Raw genomic sequence first — 18,770 nt, forward strand, 5'->3', positions numbered from 1 at the left:
CACAAGGCCGGTGCCGACAGTGGAACAACAAAAACAATCACTGTGAGGGATACCGATATGTCAGAACACGTTCAGCCCCTGGAAGCCACGCGCAGCGCGGGCGTCAGCAGCGGCACCAAGAAAGTCATCTTCGCTTCGTCCCTGGGGACGGTGTTCGAGTGGTATGACTTTTTCCTCTACGGCGCCCTCGCGGCGGTGATCAGCAAGCAGTTCTTCGCCGGGGTCAACGACACGACCGCGTTTATCTTCGCGCTCATGGCATTTGCCGCAGGCTTCATCGTGCGGCCGTTCGGTGCGCTGGTGTTCGGTCGGTTGGGGGACATGATCGGGCGTAAATACACGTTCCTCGCGACCATTGTCCTGATGGGTCTCGCGACGTTCTGTGTCGGGTTGCTGCCGACCTACGCCACCATCGGCATCGCCGCGCCGATCATTCTCGTGGTGTTGCGCATGCTCCAGGGCCTGGCCCTCGGTGGCGAGTACGGCGGCGCCGCAACCTACGTGGCAGAGCACGCGCCGATGGGCAAACGCGGTTTCCACACCAGCTGGATTCAATCCACCGCGACCCTCGGGTTGCTGCTGTCGTTGCTGGTGGTGCTCGGTTGCCGCTACTTCACCGGCGACCAGTTTGAAGTCTGGGGCTGGCGCATTCCGTTTCTGTTTTCCATCGTGCTGCTGGGCATTTCGACCTGGATTCGCTTGAGCCTGCACGAGTCGCCGGCCTTCGTGAAAATGAAAGAGGAAGGCAAGCTGTGCAAGCAACCGCTGCGCGATTCCTTCGGCAAATGGGAAAACCTCAAAGTCGTGTTGATCGCCCTGTTCAGCATCAACGCCGGGCAAGCGGTGACGTTCTACGCCGCGCAGTTCTACGTGCTGTTCTTCCTCACACAGTTCCTGAAAATGGACCCGGCCCTGGCGAATAGTTTGCTGATTGTCAGCGTGATTATTGGTGCGCCGTTCTTCATCTTTTTCGGCTGGCTGTCGGACAAGGTCGGGCGCAAACCGGTGTTGATGATCGGCCTGCTGCTGGCCACCGCGCTGTACTTCCCGATCTTCAAGAGCCTGGCTCACTACGCCAACCCGGCCGTGGACCAGGCCAGCCAACAGGCGCCGATCACCGTCCTGGCCGACCCGGCCACCTGCACCTTCCAGTTCGACCCGGTGGGCAAGGCGAAATTTGATAGCCCGTGCGACAAGGTCAAGACCTTCCTGGTCAAACAAGGCCTGCCTTACACCAGCGCCGCAGCCCCGGCAGGCGCGGCTGTGCAGGTCAGCGTCGGTGACGTGAAAATCGATGGCTACGACGAATCCGCCCTGCGCGGCGCGATCACTTTGGCGGGTTATCCGTCCCAGGCCGATACCCAGTTGATCAACAAACCAATGATCGTTGCGCTGATCGTGGCGCTGATCATCATTTCCGCCATGTGCTACGGCCCGCTGGCCGCGCTGATGGTCGAACTGTTCCCGACGCGCATCCGCTACACCTCGATGTCCCTGCCCTACCACATCGGCAACGGCTGGTTCGGCGGGTTCCTGCCGACGGTGTCGTTTGCGTTGGTGGTGTACACCGGGGACATTTTTTATGGGCTGTGGTACCCGGTGGTGATTACCGGGGTGAGTCTGATTGTGGGGTTGATCTGCTTGCGCGAAACGAAGAACGTGGATCTCGATAAAAACTGAATATCCGTGGCAAAAATTACCCGGTAATGCGGGTTTCCACAATCCTGTGGGAGCGAGCTTGCTCGCGATAGCGGTTCAACACTCAGCAGGTGTGGCGCCTGCCAGTCCGCTATCGCGAGCAAGCTCGCTCCCACAAGTTTTGTGCCTGATCGGCATTTCCCGTAACCCCTGGTATTTCGTTAAGCTCGATGAACACTTCAGCCCCGCCACTCCACAGACCGAGGCACCATGATCATTTCATCTGCATCCGACTATCGCGAGGCGGCACGTCGCAAACTTCCCCGATTTCTGTTCGATTACATTGATGGCGGCGCTTACGCCGAGCATACGTTGCGGGCCAACAGTGCCGACCTGACCGGCATCAGCCTGCGTCAGCGCATTCTGAAAAACGTCGAAACCCTGAGCCTCGAAACCACCCTCTTCGATCAACCGCTTTCCATGCCGATCATTCTGGCGCCGGTCGGCCTGACGGGCATGTTCGCCCGGCGTGGTGAAGTGCAGGCAGTGAAAGCAGCGGAGAACAAAGGCATTCCGCTGTGCCTGTCCACGGTGTCGGTATGCTCGATCGAGGAAGTCACGGCCCACAGCCAGCAATCGATCTGGTTTCAGCTGTACGTGTTGAAAGACCGGGGCTTCATGAAAAACGCCCTGGAGCGGGCCAAAGCTGCCGGGGTGAAAAACCTGGTGTTTACCGTGGACATGCCCACCCCTGGCGCGCGTTACCGGGACGCGCATTCGGGCATGTCCGGCCCGTTCGCTTCGTCGCGGCGCATGCTCCAGGCCATGACCAAACCCGATTGGGCGTTCAACGTCGGCTTAATGGGACGCCCGCACGATCTGGGCAATATCTCGAAGTACCTGGGCAAAGCCGTCACCCTCGAAGACTACATGGGCTGGCTGGCCAATAACTTCGACCCGTCGATCAGCTGGAGCGATCTGGAGTGGATTCGTGAGTTCTGGAAAGGCCCGATGATCATCAAAGGCATTCTTGATCCGCAGGATGCCAAGGATGCGGTGAGCTTCGGTGCGGATGGCATCGTGGTGTCGAACCACGGTGGGCGGCAGCTGGATGGCGTGCTGTCGACGACCAAGGCGTTGCCGCCGATCATGCAGGCCGTGGGCAATGACCTGACGGTGCTGGTGGACTCGGGGATTCGCTCGGGGCTGGATGTGGTGCGGATGCTGGCGCTGGGGGCGAAAGGCGTGCTGTTGGGGCGGTCCATGGCTTATGCGCTGGCGGCCGATGGTCAGCGTGGGGTGGAAAACATGCTGGATATTTTCGCCAAGGAAATGCGCGTGGCCATGACGTTGACCGGGGTGACGTCGATTGGGCAGATTGATGAGTCGACGTTGGTGGCTGCTACCCGGTAACGAGCTTCGACACTGACCCTGTGGCGAGCTCCCTCGCCACAGCTCAGCACCGCAATCACTCAAAGTTTTCGATGATCTCGAACTTCACCTGATCGGGATAGAACGCTACATAGTTACGAATCTGCTCCACAGACACCTTGGGGTTTTCATAACTCCATACCGCGTTGGCGCCTTCATGCCCCGGAATCTGCAAACTGAAATAACTGGCATCGCCCTTGTAGGGGCAATAGCTGGTGTGATCGGTGCGGGCGAAATACTTTTCGTCGATGTCTTCGCGCGGGACGTAATACACCGGAGGGTAGTTGGCCTCAAGCAGCACCAGCGACCGGGCGGAGGCGGCCACCTGGATACCGTGGAACTTCACCAGCAGGCAACCGGGTTGCTCGGCGATGGTGATGACAGGACTGGGACCGGAGCTTTTCATGGAATACGTTCCTCATGACGGTGATGGACCAGTAGGAGCAAAGCTTGCTCGCGATGAACGAAAACGCGGTGCGCGGCAGCCCTCAAAAATCTGTGACCACGACTGTCAGGTATAACGCATGTTTGGCTGACGCGACTGCTTCGCAGCCGAACGGAACTACAAAATCAAAAGATCGCAGGCTTCGCCAGCTCCTACAGGTGTACGCGTGACCCTGTAGGAGCTGCCGAAGGCTGCGATCTTTTGATCTTTCTTTGATCTTGCTTACATCAAGCCACGATATCCGTCACCGCCGCCTGCCCCACCGTCCCCACCGCAAAATCCACCGCGCCATGCCCGGTCAAATCCACCATCAAACTGGTCTGATTGGTCTGCGCGAAGTACGTCAGGATCGCATCGCCCGCATGCCCGGTAAAATCGCCCACGAAATTCAACGTCGCCGCGCCCGAAGCAAACTCAGCAATCCCCGACAGGTCAATCTTGTCCTGGCCGCTGGTGAAATCCATGATCCAGTCCGGCGCAGTCATGGTCGAATCGCTGGCCGCGCCAAACACAAAAGTGTCCGCACCCGCCCCGCCCCACAACGAATCACCGCCACCGGCGCCGTAGAGGATGTCGTTACCGGCCCCGCCTTCCAGACTGTTCGCCACCGCGTTGCCGATCAGCAGGTCATTGCCCGAACCGCCAACCGCGTTTTCCACGGTCACGCCGTGCGCGATGGAGACGTTGCCCACAAGACCGCCAACGTCGGAGAACGAACCTGCGTTGAGGTTGATCTTCTGGTTCTGGCTGAAACCGGAGAAGTCCAGGGTGTCGTTGCCACCGCCGTCCCACACCGAAAACACCACTTTCGACGCCGCCGAAGTAGCGCTGTAGAAGTCGCGTTCGGCGTTGGCGTTGAAGCCGTAGACCGTGTCACTGGCGCGGGTGTCCAGGTTGGCGCCGTAGAGTTTCTGCACCGCAACGATGTCGTCCAGCAACGGGGCCGAAGCATAGGCACCGCTGCCGTCCTTGCTGAAATTCTGGTGCGTGTTGCTTTCGCTCCAGTAGCTCATGAGGCTGTAGCCACGGGTGTCCTGGGCGTAGGTCACGTCGTTGTAGGTCGGGTTGCCGTTGCCGGCGTTGTACACGCCAGGGTGCGACAGACCCAGAGTGTGGCCGATCTCGTGGGTCAGGGTCTGGCGCCCGTAGTTGTTGGTGTCCGGGGTTTTATTGACCTGGTATTGATCGTTGATCATGTACCAGGACTGGCCGTCGTACTGACTGCCCTGAGGCAGGTAGGCGAACGCCGCGCCGCCGGTGTTGTTGCTGTAGTTGCCGAAGGTCATGTGACCGTCGCCGCCAGCACCTTCGCGGAAGGTGACGTTGGCCACGTCCGACCAGGATTGCATCGACAATACGGCCTGGGATTTTTGCTGGGCGCTGAATTCGCTGAACGTGCCGAGGGCGCGGTCGTAGTTCGCCGGTTTCGAGGTGAGGAAGGTGTAGCTGAGGTCGATCTTGCCGTCGGCATTCTGGTCGTGCCAGGACGCGCCCTTGCGCAGGATCTGATCCGCCGCCTGATCAGCGGTGAAGGATGGCTTGCCGTTCACCAAAACGCTGCCGCCACGGTCGTACAAGTGGCTGAAGGTGTCGACTGTCGAGTAGGCGTCACTGGCCCGGGATTTTGCTTGAGACATTGCTTACGTCCTTGTTCAAAGTAGTCAGTTTCCGACAGACCACGACGATCCCTTGGCGAGATCGTCCTGTCACTCGCCCCAATAAAGGCGAGGGGAAACTGACACAGCTTGAAACGTGGCGCTAATCAATTTCTCGATAGCGCTGCGGTTCAACCATCGGTGGATCGCGACACTGCCTCCCACGCCTCGATCTCTTGCGTCATGGCCGCCAACCGTTCGCGCACCAGTTGCAGCGCATCGCTGCCCAGCAACAAATGTGCGGGCGGTGCGTCGCTGGCGATCAAGGTCAGCATGGCGCGTGCAGCTTTCACCGGGTCGCCCAATTGCTTGCCGCTCTTGTTCTGGCGTGCGCTGCGGATCGGGTCGAAGGTGGCGTCATAGTCGGCGATGCTGCGTTCGGAGCGGCGCATTGAGCGCCCGGCCCAGTCAGTGCGAAACGAGCCCGGCGCCACCGCCGTGACCGCGATGCCGAACGGTTTGAGTTCCTTGCTCAAGGTGTCGGAAATGCCTTCCAGGGCAAATTTGCTGCCGCAGTAATAGGCGATGCCGGGCATGGTGATAAAGCCGCCCATGGAGGTGATGTTGATGATGTGCCCGGCCCGGCGCTGGCGGAAGAACGGCACGAACGCCTTGGTCACGGCCACCGCGCCGAACACGTTGACGTCGAACTGCTGGCGCATCTCTTCCAGCGACGATTCCTCGAAAATTCCTTCATGGCCGTAACCGGCGTTGTTGACCAATACATCCACCGGCCCGAGGGTGCTTTCGACCTCGGCGACGACGGCGTCGATGGCGCTGAAGTCGGTGACGTCCAGGCAGCGGCCGAAGGCGTTTTTCGAGAGGTGCTGTTCAAACTCGACACGGGACGTTTCGCTGCGCACGGTGCCGATTACCCGGTGTCCTGCGGCCAGGGCTTCGTTGGCCAGGGCCTGGCCAAAGCCACTGCTGACGCCGGTGATGAAAAGCGTTTTGGTTGTCGTCATGGTCGTGTTCCGCCGTGGATTGTGAAGTTGTAGCCATGATAGGGAGGCCGCCTTGATGGCTGAACGCCGATTACTGTGGGTGTTTTGCCTAATCCTATGATCTGATTGATTTACCGCGTACGGCGGTTCACATTCGAGCCAGTGATATCGCACGAGGAATAAATGTGAGCGCGGCAAAGGTTGATCAAAACGATGACCAGCAACGAATGATCACGTTGCTGACGAAGCTCGCCCCGGACGAGGGTTACAACCTGACGGCACTGCCGGATGTCCGCTTGTTGCGCTGCAACCGTCCGCTGGCACGTACGCCGGTGCTCTACGATCCGGGCATCGTCATCGTCTGTCAGGGCAGCAAACGCGGGTATTGGGGCGATGCGACTTACCTCTACGATGCCCAGCATTATCTGGCGGTTGCCGTGCCCGTGCCGTTCACCATGGAAACCGACGCCAGCGCCGAGGAGCCATTGCTGGCGATCTATTTCCATCTGGACTTCAACCTCGCCGCCGACCTGATGCTGCAACTCGACGACCAGCCCACTGCCAAGCCCAAGGGCATGTACGCCTCGCCGATGGAAGCGTGTTTGAGCCAATCGGTGTTGCGTCTGCTGGAAGCCCTCGACTCGCCGCTGGATGGCCGCATTCTCGGGCCGTCGCTGGTGCGGGAAATCTATTACCGAATCCTCACCGGCGCCCAAGGCGGCTCGATGCGCGCCGCCCTCACCGCCCGAGGCCGCTTCGGCCGGATCTCCCTGGCCTTGCGAAAAATCCACGGCAGCCTTGGCGAACGACTCGACGTCGAACAACTGGCCTCGGAGGCGAACATGAGCGTGCCGACCTTTCACGCGCACTTCAAAGCCATCACCCACACCTCGCCGATGCAGTATCTGAAATCCACCCGCCTGCACCAGGCCCGGCTGTTGATGGCGCGCAACGGTTACAGCGTGGCGCTGGCGGCCTCCGAAGTCGGTTATGAAAGCGGCTCGCAGTTCAGTCGCGAGTTCAAAAGGTTATTTGGCCGGACGCCGACCGACGAAGTGGCGCGGATGAAAGGCGCGTTTGCGCTGCCGCCGCCGGTGCAGGATTCGGTGTTTGTGTCGTCGCATTGAGATTCATTGTGGGAGCGAGCCTGCTCGCGGAGAGGCCGGCACATTCAACATCAGATTCGCCATGCATACCGCTTTCGCGAGCAAGCCCGCTCCCACAGTTGTCCTGGGGTGAATCAGGGATTTGTGAACCGCCACAATTCCCTTGTGGGAGCAACTGTCTTGATGTCTTGCATTTTGAAGACCGATCAGAAGACAGCCGAACTCCAACAGCCTCAAACCATGTGGCTATCTAAAATGAGCAAGCAGTCTGTTTAGGCTGCTGACGCTACTGGAAGAAGGAAAAGCAGCGGACCGGGCCTGATCGTCAGTCATCATCCGCAACCTTTTATCTGTATATCCATACAGATAAAGGTTGCTCCAATCAAAATCCCTGCGCATTCTGTTCACCTTCTTCAAACCGACTTGAACGATGGTGGTTATGCAGCTGTACCTCTGTGAAAAACCTTCCCAGGCCAAAGACATCGCGGCAGTGCTCGGCGCCAAGCGCCGGGGCGACGGTTGCTGGTTGGGAACGAACGTCACGGTGACCTGGTGCATCGGCCATCTGCTGGAAACCGCTCCGCCGGATGCCTACGACGCGCGTTACAAGCGCTGGGTGCTGGCAGATCTTCCGATCATTCCCGACAAATGGAAGATGACCGTCAAGCCGCGCACCGCCAGCCAATACAAAGCGGTGAAGCGCTTGCTCGGCGAGGCCACTGAACTGGTGATCGCCACCGATGCCGACCGCGAAGGCGAGATGATCGCCCGGGAACTGGTGGAGCATTGCCGTTATCGCGGACCGATCCGGCGGTTGTGGTTGTCGGCGCTGGACGATGCCTCGATCCGCAAGGCTCTGGCGGCGCTCAAGCCGGGAGCCGAGACGTTCAGCCTCTACCATTCGGCGCTGGGCCGCTCGCGAGCCGACTGGCTGATCGGGATGAACATGAGCCGGTTGTTCACCTTGCTTGGGCGCCAGTCCGGTTACCAAGGGGTGTTGCCGGTGGGGCGCGTGCAAACACCGACCTTGCGACTGGTGGTGGATCGGGATCGCAGCATTGCCGATTTCGTCCCGGTCGCCTATTGGGCTATCGATGTGCAACTGCTGCACGATGGCACGGCGTTCACCGCCCAGTGGCGCGCCGCGTCCGATGTTTGTGATGATCAGGATCGCTGTTTGAATCAGGCCCTGGCGCAACAAGCGGCGGCGGCAATGAGCAGTGCGACGAGCGCCCGGGTGATCAAGCTGCGCACCGAACGCATGCGTGAAATCGCGCCGCTGCCGTTCGACCTGGGTACCTTGCAGGAAGTCTGTTCGAAGAAACTCGGGCTCGGCGCCCAGGAAACCCTCGATATCGCCCAGGCCCTCTACGAAACCCACAAAGTCATCACCTACCCGCGCAGCGATTGCGGCTACCTGCCCCTGAGCCAGCACAGCGAAGCCCCGGGCATTCTCGCAGCGCTACGTCAGGCCGACCTAAGTCTGAACGCCTTGAACGAGCACCTGGAGCCGCAGCGGCGCTCACGGGCCTGGAACGATGCCAAGGTCAGCGCTCACCACGGCATCATCCCCACCGCAGCAGCAAAAAACCTCGAGCGGCTGGTGGGCAAACAACGGGCGGTCTATACCCTGATTCGTGCGCGTTATCTGGCGCAGTTCCTGCCCAACCATGAATACGACCGTACCCAGGCCGACTTCGACTGCGCCGGTGAAGCCTTGCGCGCGGTGGGCAAGCAGATTGTCGAACCCGGCTGGAAGCGTGCCCTGCCCGAAGCGTTGGCACCGGCCAAGGGACGTGAAGCGCCAGCGCCACAAACCTTGCCGGCGCTGGCCGAAGGACGCGATTGCGCGGTGGCCGACGTCAAGCTCAAGGACCTCTGGACCCAACCGCCCAAGCCGTTCACCGAAGGCGATCTGATCAAGGCAATGAAGAACGTCGCCAAACTGGTGGAAGACCCGCTGCTCAAGCAAAAGCTCAAGGACACCACCGGGATCGGCACCGAAGCGACCCGCGCCTCGATCATCCAGGGCCTGCTCGACCGGGGTTATCTGGTGAAGAATGGCAAGGCCCTCGCCGCGACGCCGGCCGCGTTCAGCCTTATCGATGCCGTGCCGCGAGCCATCGCCGACCCCGGCACCACCGCAATCTGGGAACAGGCGTTGGACATGGTGCAAAGCGGCGAAATGAGCCTGGAAGAATTCGTCACCAAACAAGCCGCGTGGATGAGCAAGCAAGTCGCCCGTTGTGCGGGCCTGAGCATGACCATCAGTGGACCGGCGAGCCCGGCCGGTCGCGGCGCCACACCGTGGAAGAAAAAACGCAAGTCCGCCCCGCGCAAGCCCGCGACCGGCACTAAACGCGCCGCCAAACCGGCGAGTAAAGCTTGATGGCACTTCATGAAGTCCCGAATGGTCTAGTGTTGCTCAAGCCCGGCGATCGCCCCACTTTCTGAAAAGGCCCCGACCATGATCATCGTCCATCACCTGAACAACTCCCGCTCCCAGCGCATTCTCTGGCTGCTGGAAGAACTGGCCATCCCCTACGAACTGAAGCTCTATCAGCGCGACCCGAAAACCAACCTCGCGCCACCGGAATTGAAAGCCATCGACGCCTTGGGCAAGTCGCCGGTGATCGAGGATGGTGCGCAGAAGCTGATCGAGTCCGCCGCGATCATCGACTACCTGATTCGTCGTCACGGCCAGGGTCGCCTGCAACCTGATCCATCCACCGCCGCCTACGATCAATACGTGCAGTGGCTGCACTTCGCCGAAGGCTCGGCGATGCTGCCGCTGATGTTGAATCTGTATGTGGGCAAGCTCGGTGAAGCCGGTGCGCCGCTGCATCCGCGAATCAACTCGGAAGTGGCCAATTACCTGAGCTACCTCGACACCGCACTCAGCCAGTCCGATTACCTGCTGGGCGATGAATTCAGCGCCGCTGATATCCAGATGAGCTTTATCGGCGAGATCGCCAGGGCTCAGGGCAAGTTGCGTGACTATCCTCATATCGCCGCCTGGGTTGAACGCTTCCAGGCGCGCCCAGCCTACGCCGCCGCTTTGAAAACAGGCGGCAAGTACGACTTCGCGCCCCACTGAGAATCTGTAGCCGCCTGCGCCCGGCTCTGTAGCAGCTGCCGAGGCACGAGGCTGCGTTCGGCTGCGCAGCAGTCGTGTAATCAGCCGACGCGGAGCTTGAGGAAGACCACGAGCTCAGGTTTTACGACTGCTTCGCAGCCGAACGCAGCCTCGTGCCTCGGCAGCTGCTACAACTATCAGGCCTACCAGAGCGCTCCCGCCATGTCTCGAATCGAATTGCATGCCGCCCATCGCGATGAGCTGGAAACCATTGAAAACCTGATGCAGTTCTACGTGTACGACTTCAGCGAATGGTTGCCGTTGAAACTGGGCGAGCAGGGTTTATTCAACATCCAGCCTAAACCGGACTACTGGCAGCAACCGGCCACGCGACCGTTCTTGATCAAGGTCGATGGCGAACTGGCCGGGTTTGTGACCGTCGACGGTGACATCCACGTTGCCGGCGCCGAGCACAACATCGGCTACTTTTTTGTCAGCCGACGCTTTCGTGGCCAAGGTGTCGCGAAGTTTGTCGTCTCTGCCCTCTTGAGCCGATTGCCCGGTCAGTGGCAAATTTTCCACATCGATGCGAACCAGCCTGCACAGCGGTTCTGGGCGCATGTGATCCCGGTTCTTACCCTGGGAGAATTCACAACGCATCAACTCGAGGTGGACGGCTATCCGTGCACGTCCTACTGCTTCACAAGCCCCCGCCACAGCCCTCCGGGCGACCCTTCCTAATTCCAAAAGCACTTTGTCCGACAATATGTAGTGACTAAAATTAATCACTACATAACCGTTGACGCCGTCGATTTGCCCTTGCATGATGCAGACGTCTCCCCGATCGGGAGTACAGGCAACATGTTTGAGCAAGCTCGTCTGACCGCCGAGCTGTTTTTCCCGGATACACGCTGCCCACAAGGCAGATTGAAGAAGCTGACCTGGCCCGAACGTCCAGTACAAAGACGAGAAGCGCTGGCGAAATGTTCTCATGAAGCTTGTGGCCGACCCTGAAAACGTCGGCAGTGGCCTCCAGGTTTTCGCCGCTTCTCTTCGTTGTGACGCTATTGCGTAGCAGTTATTCAACACGACTACATGCAGCAGACGCGAGACCCCGTCAATTTGACGGCTGACCGCTGACGTCCTGGTTTCGGTGCCAGGGATCAACTAACCGATGGGCTACCTGTATTAGCGAATCAACTTTGAAAGATCACCAAATGGTCAAGGGGCTTAATATGAATCTGAACAATCAAACCACTATCGATGAACTGGCTCGTATGTTCGCTGCGCAAAAAGACAGCCACGACAGCCATATCCTCTGGATCAGCAAGTCGGGCCAGGTGCACATGGACTGCCTGTCGCCGCATGCTCACGAAGAAGAGTTCGACAAGAACAACCAGAACCTGCTGGCCCGCCTGAAGATGTACCGTCGCGGCCAGGGTTATGTCGGCAAGAAAGCCGCCGCCGACAAGGACTTCATCGGTAATGTTCTGCAAACTCTGAAACAGGCGTGGGCATCGATGCAGAACCAGAACGAAGTTCGGGTGATTGATCGGTTCTACTAAGCAACATTGAAAAAAGGGCCTGCTTCCATCAAGAAGCAGGCCCTTTTTTATGCCTGGGTTTTCACACAAGACGAATAAACACTCCAGATCCCTGTGGGAGCGGGCTTGCTCGCGAAGGCGTCGTGCCAGTCAGCATTTATGTCGACTGACACACCGCCTTCGCGAGCAAGCCCGCTCCCACATGGGACTTGTGGTGACTAAGACAAATCGCTGCCCAACACCAACTCCACAAACGCCAACGCCGCCGCGCTGTGGTAGTTATTCCGCCGACGCAACAACGCCGCCCCGCGCTGCGGCGCCTCCCCCGTCACCGCAATCTTGCGCAACGCGCGATCTTGCGTCGCAATCGCCTCCGGCAAAATGGTCGCGACCGCCGTGTGCCGAATAACCTCCAGCAGCGTGCTCACCGAGTTCACTTCGATCACCACTTTGGGCGTGATGCCTTGCTGGCGGAAATATTCGTCAATGGACGACCGGGTAATGAACTCCGGCGCCAGCAACGCGAACTCCAATTGCGCCACCTCGCTCGGCGCCAGCGCGCCCTGGCTTTCATACAACGGATGATCACGCCCGACCATCACCCCCAGCGTCTCGACGAACGCCGGGATGCACTCGATCTCGGGGTTTCGCACCGGCGTAAAAGCGATGGCGATGTCCAATGAGTCGTCCGCCAACCCGGCCTCGATGTCGTCCATGGACAACTCGAAAATCTCCAGGTGGATATTCGGAAAGCGCGCCACATAGTCGCGCACCAGCGGCCCCACCAGGTACGCCATGAACGTCGGCGTCATAGCCAGGCGCAAGGTGCCGCGGGACAAGTCCTTCACGTCATGCAACGCACGCTTGCCCGCTTCCAGTTCCACCAATACCCGACGGGCGCACTCGATGTAGGCCTCGCCGGCATCGGTGGGTTTGACCGTGCGTGAGGTGCGGTCGAACAGGCTCACGCCGAGGGTTTCCTCCAGTTGGCGGATCTGCTGGGACAGGGTCGGCTGGGAGACGTGCAGCGCTTCGGCGGCGCGGGTGAAGCCGCCGTGGTCGGCGACGGCGATCAGGTAACGCAGATGTCGGAGCAGCATCGGAACACCATCTATAGGCTGTGCTTATGCTCGGCATTGTATATCGGTCTTGGACGCTATGGATCAATCGGCAGAAGATTGCTCCACACACAGCAACAACCCAATCCGATAAAGGAGTCACACCATGCAACAGTCCCACGCTTACAACGATCAGAGTCTGGCCCTGACCACTTCGATTCTCGATGCCAAGGCGCGCAAAAACCTGTCCTGGCAGGACCTGAGCGATGGCACCGGCCTGAGCCTGGCCTACGTCACCGCCGCCCTGCTCGGCCAGCATCCGCTGCCGGAAGCCGCCGCCAAAGTGGTCGGCGACAAGCTGGAGCTGGACGCCGACAGCATCGCCCGTCTGCAAATCATCCCGCTGCGCGGCAGCCTGGCCGGTGTGCCGACCGACCCGACCATCTACCGCTTCCACGAAATGATCCAGATCTACGGCACCACGCTCAAAGCCCTGGTTCATGAGCAATTTGGCGACGGCATCATCAGCGCGATCAACTTCAAGCTGGACATGAAGAAAGTCGAAGACCCGGAAGGCGGCTCCCGCGCCGTGATCACCCTGGACGGCAAGTTCCTGCCACTGCGTCCTTTCTAAACCAGGACAGGCCCGCTTAACCGGCGGGCCTCCCCCAAATTCCACAGGTCACCACTTTCGACTGGAGGACGTCCCATGCAAAAAATTCTGTTCGCACTGTCGTTGATTGCCGGCCTGGCGACCCAGGCACAAGCCCAGGACAGCGCCGTCGCCTACCAATACGGCATGGATCTGGACATCGCTCAGGTCGTGAATATCACCCCGGTCGCCGATGTCTGCGGTCCGGCGCCGGTGGAGATGACCTACCTCGACTCCAAAGGCGTAACGCACATTTTGCAGTACAGCGAATTCGGCACCGGCTGCTCGAACTGAGTCGCCACCGTTCATCACTTATGAGGAAGCAACCATGAAAGCGCTCATCGACGGTTTTTTGAAGTTCCAGAAAGAAGCCTTTCCACAACGCACCGACCTGTTCAAACACTTGGCCACCACCCAGCACCCCGGCACGTTGTTCATCACCTGTTCCGACAGCCGCGTCGTGCCGGAATTGCTGACCCAACAAGAGCCCGGTGAACTGTTTGTGATCCGTAACGCCGGCAATATCGTGCCTTCCTACAGCCCGCACCCGGGCGGTGTCTCGGCCACGGTCGAATATGCGGTCGCCGTGTTGGGCGTCACCGACATCGTGATCTGCGGCCACTCGGATTGCGGCGCGATGACCGCCGTGGCCAAGTGTAAATGCATGGATCACCTGCCCGCCGTCAGCGGCTGGTTGCAACACGCCGAGTCGGCCAAAGTGATCAACGAATCGCGGCCTCACGCCAGTGAAGCGGCCAAGGTCAGTTCGATGGTGCGCGAGAACGTGATCGCGCAACTGGCGAATATCCAGACTCACCCAAGCGTGCGCCTGGCCCAGGAAAAAGGTCAGTTAAACCTGCACGGCTGGGTGTACGACATCGAGACCGGTTCGATCGACGCGCTGGATGCGGACAGCCGCAGCTTCGTGTCCTTGGTCGAGCACCCGACCACCTGCGCGGTGTACGCCAAGGCTGCGCAAGTCGCCTGACAGCTAAAAGTAAGCCCCGACCACCTGCTTCACTGTCCGCAACGCCTGGCGAAGCGCGTCCATGTCCACCGAGCCCAGCGCCAACCGGATCGCATGGGGGACATGGACCGAGGTGGCAAACGGCTCGGCGGTCGACACCGACACCTGCTCATGCAGCAACGCCACGGCAATCTGATCCGCCCGGGCTTCTTCCGACAACGGCAGCCAGACAAAGTAGGAGGCTGGATGACGCACGTAGTGCAAGCCCGCCAACACCTCGTCGACCACTGCCTGCCGGGCCTGGGCATCCGCGCGTTTTTGCGCTTCCAGCAGAGTGACGATGCCATCGTCGAGCCAGGCGGTGGCAATCGCCGTCATCACGCCAGGAGTGTTCCAGGTGGTGGCCCTGATCGTGCGCTCCAGCGCCGGCACCATCGACAAGGGCGCGGCAACAAAGCCGACGCGCAATCCAGTGGCGATGCTCTTGGATAATCCGGAAACGTAGACCGTTCTTTCGGGCGCCCATTCCGCCAGCGGTGGTGGCGGCGCTTCTGCCAGGAAGGCGTAGGCCGCGTCCTCGATGATCAGCAAATCATGTTTTCGCGCAATCGATACCAGTTGCTCGCGCTGATCGGCGGCCATTACCCAGCCCAACGGGTTATGCAGGGTCGGCATGCTGTAGACGGCGCGCACGGATCGGCTTCGGCAGAGTTTTTCCAGCGCTGCGAGATCAGGCCCGGTCTCCGTCACGGGAATCGGCACCACTTCAAGGTGTAGCGTCTCGGCCAACACCTTGAACCCCGGATAGGTCAACGCATCAGCGGCGATCACGTCGCCGGGTTGCAGCAGCGCCATCATCGTCACCGCCAAACCATGCTGGGCGCCGCTGACAATCACCACTTGTTCCGCCGTCACGCTCAGCCCGCGTGTCAGCAGATGCCGCGCCACCGAAGCCCGCTCGTGCAGACGCCCGGCGTGGGGTTGGTAGCGCAAATGGGATTCCAGATCCCCGGACAACGCCAACTGACGCAAGGCCATGCGCAACAGATCGGCCTGCCCCGGCAACGCCGGATAGTTGAAATTCAGATCGCGCATCCCCGCGACCACACTGGGCTGGTGCACGCCCAGGCTGGGCGGCAGTGAAGTCTCGCGGACAAAAGTGCCGCGCCCGGTTTCGCCACTGACCAGGCCCATGGCTTCCAGCTCGGCATAGACCCGACTGGCCGTGACCAGCGCCAGACCTTCCGTGGTTGCCAACTGCCGATGCGTCGGCAAACGCGTGCCGGGCGGCAAGCGCCCTGAACGGATATCGGCGGCAAACGTGTCGACCAACGACTTGTACCGGGAGCGCGGCATCGGAAATGTATCCATGACAATTTTTTGATTGTCTTGATCTTCGGTCATAGCATGCGATTAAAGCAACCCGACCCGACGAGACCCGCCATGGAACGTACCTCGAAGCTGAATAACCCGCCGCTGGAAACCAGCACCCGTGGCTGGATCAATGGACTGATCGGCGTGGTGATCTTCAGCGGCTCGTTGCCCGCCACACGAGTAGCGGTGCTCGAATTCGAACCGGTTTTCCTGACCGTGGCCCGCGCGACCATCGCCGGGATTCTCGCGCTGTGCCTGCTATGGCTGTTCAAGGAAAAACGCCCTGCCCGGCATCAGCTGGTACCGCTGATCGTTGTCGCGTTGGGCGTGGTTGTCGGGTTCCCGCTGCTGACCGCACTGGCCCTGCAATACGTGACGTCCGCGCACTCGATTGTCTTCATCGGTCTGCTGCCGTTGGCGACCGCCGTGTTCGGCGTGCTACGCGGTGGCGAGCGGCCTAAACCGGCGTTCTGGTTGTTCTCGATTCTCGGCAGTTTGCTGGTGATTGGATTTGCCATTTCACAGGGACTGACCGCTTCGCCCACCGGTGATCTGCTGATGCTGCTGGCGGTGGTGGTCTGCGGGCTCGGTTATGCCGAAGGGGCGAAACTGTCCCGGACGCTGGGCGGCTGGCAGGTGATTTGCTGGGCACTGCTGGTGTCGCTGCCGGTAATGGCGGCGCTGACCTGGTATCGGTTGCCCAACTCATTTTCGACGGTCACCACCCCGGCCTGGCTGAGCCTGGCGTATGTGTCGCTGTTCAGCATGCTGATCGGTTTTGTGTTCTGGTATCGCGGACTGGCCCAAGGCGGGATTGCCGCCGTGGGCCAGCTTCAGTTGCTGCAACCGTTCTTTGGCCTGGCGCTGGCGGCCACCCTGCTGCACGAGCAGGTCAGCTTGCGGATGCTGGGGGTCACCGTTGCGGTGATCCTGTGTGTGGCCGGGGCGCGAAAGTTTTCTCGCTGATCGCCAGATCATTGATCGTCAAAGTTACCGGGCTTGAACACATGAGTGCGCAAGGCACTCGCCTCGACATCGACGACACCCTGGACCGACCGGGTCACTTCAATCGCCTGGTCACATTGGCGATGGGTATCGACCATGCCGCTCAGTGCCACCGCGCCGCCATGGGTTTTGACATGGATGTGCAGGCCAAAGTTGGGGTCGGCCCGGGTCAGGGCCGACTTCACCCTCGCGGTCGTCCACGAGTCGCGAGCGGCCAGGGCCAGGTCATGGGAGTAATGCTCAAAGGAATGAAGTTTCATGGTGCAAACCTCCATTACGCAAACACAGACACCCGATAAGTATAGTGCGGTCGCGGGGGCTCAGCGTTTGACCGACAAATCGACCTGGGTCATGCGGCTGCGAACGGTGAATACGCCGTCGCCCGAGAGAATCGCGCTGCGGGCGAACAGGCGACCGCTTTCCCAGTTCGAAAGTCCCAGTTCCGGCTTGTTCAGCGCGTACTGGCCATCGACCCAACGGGTGATGCCGTTGCCGACAAAGGGCGCATTCACCGCGTTGTAGAAACGTTCATGCGCTAGCGCTTCTTCGCTGATCAGCGACACGGTGAACTGCGGGCTGTAGCGATTGAACAGGGCAATCGCCTGATCCAGGTCGTCGACGATTTTCAGGCTGACTTCCGGGGTTTCTTCCCATTCCCACTCGCGGCCCAATTGAGCTTCCGCCAGTGGTTCTGCCAAGGCTTCGGTGACATAGCCTTCGGCGCGATAGACCTCGACCGTGGCGCCCTGACACTCGCTCGGCAAGTACGATTCGCTGCCTTCGACAATGTGCAATTTGCAGCCCTGGCCGCGTGCGGTGCCGGCCTGTTGCAAGGCCTCGAGAAACAGCGGCACCAGTTCAGCGGCGCGGTCGCGCTGGATCAGGCAGACGTTCAGGGTGTTGCAGACTTTGCGGTCCAGGGAATTGCGCACCACGGCGGCAAATCGCGTGGCGTCGGCGTCTTTATCAGCGATCAACCAGGCACCGCCGGTGCCGTGCAGGCTGACGGCGGTGCCGGCCTGTTGGGCGATGCTGCCCAATTGACTGACCGCGCGACCCGAACCCCGCGCCACGGCCAGCGACAGACGCCGATCAGCGAACATCGCCCAACCGGCGGCGTGATTGACGCTCTCTACCAGCGACACCGCGCCAGTCGGCAACCCGGCATCGGCCAGCGCCGGATTCAAGGCATGTTTGACGATGGCTTGCGCGGTGCCCAACGCATCGCTGCCAATCCGCAACACGGCGGTGTTGCCGGTGCGCAATACACCTGCGGCGTCGGCAAACACATTCGGCCGACCTTCGAAGACGAAAGCGACGATGCCCAGCGGCGACACCACTTGCTCGACTTTCCAGCCGTCATGCTCGACGCAGCTGATCACTTTGCCGCGAGTGGCCGGCGCATCACGCCAGGCTCGCAGGCCGGCGATCATGTCGCGGCGCATGCGCTCATCGGCCAGCAACCGCGTGGTGGAACGCCCACGGGCCTTGGCGCGCTCGATGTCGGCCAGGTTGGCGGCCTCGATCAAGGCCCAGGTTTCGGCGGTTTCCAGACGCTGGGCGAACACGTCGAAAAACTCGCTGATGGCCGCATCGGACACCGCCGACATCGCAGTGAATGCCGCTTGCGCGCGCTCGATCGCCACGGCTGCCGCTTGCTGATCCACCACCGGAATCAACAACAACTCGCCGCTGACCTGCTCCACCAGCAGGTGGTCACCGGGCTGGAAGCGCGCCGCCAGTTCGGGGCTGACCACAGTGACGCGGTTACCAGCGAAAGGGATCGGAGTGCCAGCGACGAGACGTTCGAGCATCAGGGACATGAAGCGGTTTCACCATGCAGAGGGGCGGGCGGAAAAATGTATAGCAATTTTC

At 60.4% G+C, this 18,770-nt stretch carries 18 protein-coding genes; 11 read left to right on the top strand and 7 right to left on the bottom strand.

From position 1 onward, the window contains the following. The first annotated feature begins 57 nt into the window (after positions 1–57). Entirely contained in the window at positions 58–1,680 is a 1,623-nt protein-coding gene (locus tag LOY68_RS18730; RefSeq protein WP_163914347.1) for an MFS transporter, read from the top strand. A 228-nt stretch (positions 1,681–1,908) separates the two neighbouring features. Beyond that, positions 1,909–3,051 (top strand): FMN-dependent L-lactate dehydrogenase LldD, encoded by a 1,143-nt coding sequence (lldD, locus tag LOY68_RS18735; protein WP_265039027.1) that lies wholly within the window; start codon positions 1,909–1,911, stop codon positions 3,049–3,051. A gap of 55 nt (positions 3,052–3,106) precedes the next feature. On the opposite strand, the gene LOY68_RS18740 is transcribed toward lldD, so the two are convergent. From LOY68_RS18740 to LOY68_RS18750, 3 genes are all read right to left on the bottom strand, one after another. Further along, a complete protein-coding gene (locus LOY68_RS18740; RefSeq protein ID WP_054052884.1) occupies positions 3,107–3,475 on the bottom strand; it encodes a DUF427 domain-containing protein in 369 nt (122 codons plus the stop codon). Positions 3,476–3,741: 266 nt separating this feature from the next. Next, positions 3,742–5,151: a serralysin family metalloprotease gene (locus tag LOY68_RS18745; protein WP_265039029.1), complete on the bottom strand. Its 1,410-nt coding sequence runs from the start codon at positions 5,149–5,151 to the stop codon at positions 3,742–3,744. Positions 5,152–5,300: 149 nt separating this feature from the next. After that, positions 5,301–6,134 (bottom strand): oxidoreductase, encoded by an 834-nt coding sequence (locus LOY68_RS18750; RefSeq protein WP_265039031.1) that lies wholly within the window; start codon positions 6,132–6,134, stop codon positions 5,301–5,303. A gap of 206 nt (positions 6,135–6,340) precedes the next feature. Between LOY68_RS18750 and LOY68_RS18755 the strand changes: the two genes are divergently transcribed. From LOY68_RS18755 to LOY68_RS18775, 5 genes are all read left to right on the top strand, one after another. Continuing rightward, positions 6,341–7,240 (top strand): AraC family transcriptional regulator, encoded by a 900-nt coding sequence (locus tag LOY68_RS18755; protein WP_265045807.1) that lies wholly within the window; start codon positions 6,341–6,343, stop codon positions 7,238–7,240. A 418-nt stretch (positions 7,241–7,658) separates the two neighbouring features. Then, the gene (locus LOY68_RS18760; protein WP_265039032.1) at positions 7,659–9,608 is read left to right on the top strand and encodes a DNA topoisomerase III; all 1,950 of its coding nucleotides are present in this window, start codon (positions 7,659–7,661) and stop codon (positions 9,606–9,608) included. Positions 9,609–9,686: 78 nt separating this feature from the next. Further along, complete coding sequence (locus LOY68_RS18765) at positions 9,687–10,316, top strand: glutathione S-transferase family protein (RefSeq protein ID WP_163914337.1); 630 nt, start codon at positions 9,687–9,689, stop codon at positions 10,314–10,316. 201 nt (positions 10,317–10,517) lie between these two features. After that, complete coding sequence (locus LOY68_RS18770) at positions 10,518–11,036, top strand: GNAT family N-acetyltransferase (protein WP_265039034.1); 519 nt, start codon at positions 10,518–10,520, stop codon at positions 11,034–11,036. A gap of 494 nt (positions 11,037–11,530) precedes the next feature. Continuing rightward, positions 11,531–11,860 (top strand): hypothetical protein, encoded by a 330-nt coding sequence (locus LOY68_RS18775; protein WP_054050362.1) that lies wholly within the window; start codon positions 11,531–11,533, stop codon positions 11,858–11,860. A 197-nt stretch (positions 11,861–12,057) separates the two neighbouring features. Here LOY68_RS18775 and cynR read toward each other — a convergent pair whose 3' ends face one another. Then, positions 12,058–12,939, bottom strand: coding sequence for a transcriptional regulator CynR (gene cynR, locus LOY68_RS18780; RefSeq protein WP_265039035.1), 882 nt, complete (start codon positions 12,937–12,939; stop codon positions 12,058–12,060). Positions 12,940–13,063: 124 nt separating this feature from the next. On the opposite strand from cynR, the gene cynS reads away from it, so the two are divergent. The 3 genes from cynS to LOY68_RS18795 all read left to right on the top strand — a co-directional run bounded on the left by cynS (position 13,064) and on the right by LOY68_RS18795 (position 14,537). Continuing rightward, complete coding sequence (cynS, locus tag LOY68_RS18785) at positions 13,064–13,531, top strand: cyanase (RefSeq protein ID WP_054050366.1); 468 nt, start codon at positions 13,064–13,066, stop codon at positions 13,529–13,531. A gap of 75 nt (positions 13,532–13,606) precedes the next feature. Then, a complete protein-coding gene (locus tag LOY68_RS18790) occupies positions 13,607–13,843 on the top strand; it encodes a DUF2790 domain-containing protein (RefSeq protein WP_054050368.1) in 237 nt (78 codons plus the stop codon). A 34-nt stretch (positions 13,844–13,877) separates the two neighbouring features. Then, positions 13,878–14,537: a carbonic anhydrase gene (locus tag LOY68_RS18795; RefSeq protein WP_054614365.1), complete on the top strand. Its 660-nt coding sequence runs from the start codon at positions 13,878–13,880 to the stop codon at positions 14,535–14,537. A gap of 3 nt (positions 14,538–14,540) precedes the next feature. On the opposite strand, the gene LOY68_RS18800 is transcribed toward LOY68_RS18795, so the two are convergent. After that, on the bottom strand, positions 14,541–15,872 hold the full coding sequence (locus tag LOY68_RS18800) for a PLP-dependent aminotransferase family protein (protein ID WP_265039038.1): 1,332 nt from the start codon (positions 15,870–15,872) through the stop codon (positions 14,541–14,543). 87 nt (positions 15,873–15,959) lie between these two features. Here LOY68_RS18800 and LOY68_RS18805 point away from each other — a divergent pair, with 87 nt between their 5' ends. Continuing rightward, positions 15,960–16,856, top strand: coding sequence for a DMT family transporter (locus LOY68_RS18805; RefSeq protein ID WP_265039040.1), 897 nt, complete (start codon positions 15,960–15,962; stop codon positions 16,854–16,856). A gap of 8 nt (positions 16,857–16,864) precedes the next feature. On the opposite strand, the gene LOY68_RS18810 is transcribed toward LOY68_RS18805, so the two are convergent. Both LOY68_RS18810 and LOY68_RS18815 read right to left on the bottom strand, forming a co-directional pair. Then, a complete protein-coding gene (locus LOY68_RS18810) occupies positions 16,865–17,155 on the bottom strand; it encodes a BON domain-containing protein (protein WP_265039042.1) in 291 nt (96 codons plus the stop codon). A gap of 60 nt (positions 17,156–17,215) precedes the next feature. Continuing rightward, the gene (locus LOY68_RS18815) at positions 17,216–18,718 is read right to left on the bottom strand and encodes an aldehyde dehydrogenase family protein (protein WP_265039044.1); all 1,503 of its coding nucleotides are present in this window, start codon (positions 18,716–18,718) and stop codon (positions 17,216–17,218) included. Positions 18,719–18,770: the final 52 nt, after the last annotated feature.

The organism is Pseudomonas sp. B21-053, from assembly GCF_026016365.1.
GTDB classification, from domain to species: domain Bacteria; phylum Pseudomonadota; class Gammaproteobacteria; order Pseudomonadales; family Pseudomonadaceae; genus Aquipseudomonas; species Aquipseudomonas nunensis.